Here is a 2,446-nt window from a genome sequence, read left to right on the forward strand (position 1 = left end):
GGCGAACCCGGCACCGAAGAGGATCAGGGCGAGCAGAAGAACGAGAAGCAGGGGAACCATAGTTATCAACCTCCGTTCCGCCGTATGCCCCGCCCAACCACCCGCACACCTGGAAGTTTTATGCGTTTCTTATCTGTCGGCAGGGGCACACGAACACGCTGCACGCGACCGCGCGTCACGGCAGCAGCCGACAGGGACCGGTCGCGCTGGGCGCGACATGCGAGCGAGTGCTGCTCGCCGATGATCACAACGAGTCGTGCATCGTGATGCAGGACATCGAGGGCAACGAGTTCTGTCTCGACTGAGCATCCTCCGGGAGGGCGAGGTGGAGCCCTCTTGAGCCGATGCGCGGTAGGTGTCACATGGGCAGGCTCGTGGTCACCGGTGCGGCCGCGGGCCGGGGGGCACCGGCGGCAGTCGTCCCAGCGTCCAGCCGATCGCGCGTGCGCGGTCCGGCCCGGGGCGCTCCCCAGAGCCGGAAGTGCCCTGCGTGCGGCTCCTCGCGCAGGACGCAGGCCGCCCTGTACGGGTCAGGTCCCGCCCCGGAACCAGTCGCGCTGGATCCGGTGCGCCAGGGCGCGCCGCACCGCCGCCGTTCCGGCGGCGGGGGTACTGCTCGCGGGCAGGTCGAGCCCGCGGCTGATCTCGTCGTACGTCTTGCGGTAACTGCCGGGCAACTCGCCCCGGTTCACGCGCAGGTCCTCCTCGACCAGCCGTCGCAGTTCGTCGACGCTCTGGGGCGTGAAGCGCTTCTTGCCGCGGGCCAGGGCCTGGACGCAGTGCGTGCAGCGGGCATCCGCGTGGCGGGCGTCGGAGATCTCCTCCGCCAGCGCCCACAACCGTCCCTGGAGCCACGGGGCGTCGCCCTGGTCGAGGGTGAGCTGCGGCACCGGCACCGGCACCGCAGCGTCCTGCGGGAGTCGAGCCAGGTGCTTGGAGACCGCCGGCTGACTCATGCCGGTGAGGCGGGCGATCTTCTCCTGGGTCCAGCCGAAACCGACGAACACCGGAATCAGTTCGGCCCGCAGCCTGCGCATCTCCTCGCCCGCCCTGATGACTTCGTTGATGCCGACGAGCATTGCCTCGGCCTGCTCCTCGCTCAGTGCCGCGGGGAACGGACTCGACCTCTCTCCACGTGTCATACCCCGGTTATACACCCTCACCCCATCACGTCATAACCTGGTTGTACAACTGGGTTGTGAGTGGCAGGATCACCGGTCATGCCCACCTTCTGCACACCCGACGGAACCCGCCTGGCCTACCGCACAGCCGGCAGCGGTGAGGCGCTCCTGTGCGTCCCGGGTGGCCCGGCCGACTCCCGTTACCTCGGTGACCTCGGCGGCCTGTCCACGCACCGCCGCCTGATCGTTCCGGACCTGCGCGGCACCGGCCGCTCCCCGGTCCCCGAGGACCCCTCCTCCTACCGCTGCGACCGGCTGACGGACGACATCGAGGCGTTGCGCGAGCATCTGGGCCTGGCCCGCATCGACCTCCTGGGCCACAGCGCCGGTACGAACATCGCCACCCAGTACGCGGCCCGCAACCCGAGTCGGCTGCGCTCGCTCATCCTGGTCGGCCCCAGCACCCGGGCAGTCGGCCTGGAGATCACCGGGCAGATGCGCCGTGAGGTGGCACAACTGCGCGGCGCTGAGCCCTGGTTCCCAGCCGCCTACGCCGCCCTGACCGCTCTCACCGAGGGCGGCGAGAGCGACTTCCAGGCCATCGCGCCCTTCTTCTACGGCCGTTGGGACCCAGCGGCCCAGGCGCATCACGCGGCGGGTCTGCCGGACAACGCGGATGCCGTCGCCCTCTTCGCGGCCGAGGGCGCTTTCACTCCACAAGCCACCCGGGAGGCGCTCGGGGCCTGCGTCGCCCCCGTCCTGCTGCTCGCCGGCCAGTTCGATGTCAACAGCCCCCCGCGGTCGGCGGCCGAGTTCGCGGCGCTGTTCCCCGACGCCCGGCTCGTGGTGCAGCCGGGCGCGGGTCACTACCCCTGGCTCGATGACGCCGGGAAGTTCGTGGCGGCCATGACGGCCTTCCTGGAGCGGACGCGGTAGGCCTCGCCGCCGCAGGGCACACGACCCGTTCACGCACGTCCGCGACGTCGACCCCGCGGAGGGCTACGCGGAGGAACGCGCGAGGCGGTATCCGTAGCCGCGGGTGCCGGGGATTGGTCGGTTCGGCAACTTCATTCCTTCGGGTGAGACACCAATCCGTGTGCCGTCGGGGACCGGATTCCCCACGTGAGGACAGAGCGGAACGACCAGCAGCGACCAATTCGTCGCCGTCCTGACGCTGCTGGCGCTTGCGCCCGGTGTCATCGCGGTACGTCATGGCGCACCCGCACCATTCCCGACGGAGCCAGTGGATGGCACTCGGTGGTGGTCACCGTCGACTGACCGCGCCCGCGGGTGGTCACCGTCGCTGACCGCGCCCGCCCCTCCAC

Annotated in this window: 2 protein-coding genes and 1 pseudogene; 2 read left to right on the forward strand and 1 reads right to left on the reverse strand. The window is 70.4% G+C overall.

What is annotated here, in order from left to right:
• Nucleotides 1-197: 197 nt before the first annotated feature.
• Nucleotides 198-305: pseudogene (locus AC069T_RS37895) on the forward strand (VOC family protein); the annotation flags it as partial.
• A gap of 225 nt (nt 306-530) precedes the next feature.
• Here the strand turns inward: AC069T_RS37895 and AC069T_RS37900 are convergent.
• A complete protein-coding gene (locus tag AC069T_RS37900; protein ID WP_478787071.1) occupies nt 531-1,142 on the reverse strand; it encodes a sigma-70 family RNA polymerase sigma factor in 612 nt (203 codons plus the stop codon).
• A 78-nt stretch (nt 1,143-1,220) separates the two neighbouring features.
• Between AC069T_RS37900 and AC069T_RS37905 the strand changes: the two genes are divergently transcribed.
• Nucleotides 1,221-2,057, forward strand: a complete 837-nt coding sequence (locus tag AC069T_RS37905) for an alpha/beta fold hydrolase (protein ID WP_478787072.1) — start codon at nt 1,221-1,223, stop codon at nt 2,055-2,057.
• The last annotated feature ends 389 nt before the right edge of the window (nt 2,058-2,446 follow it).

It is taken from the genome of Streptomyces sp. NPDC043867, assembly GCF_056435845.1.

Coding starts and splice junctions, on each gene's coding strand:
- AC069T_RS37900 (WP_478787071.1), bottom strand. CDS start 1,142: ATGACACGTGGAGAGAGGTCGAGTCCGTTCCCCGCGGCACTGAGCGAG.
- AC069T_RS37905 (WP_478787072.1), top strand. CDS start 1,221: ATGCCCACCTTCTGCACACCCGACGGAACCCGCCTGGCCTACCGCACA.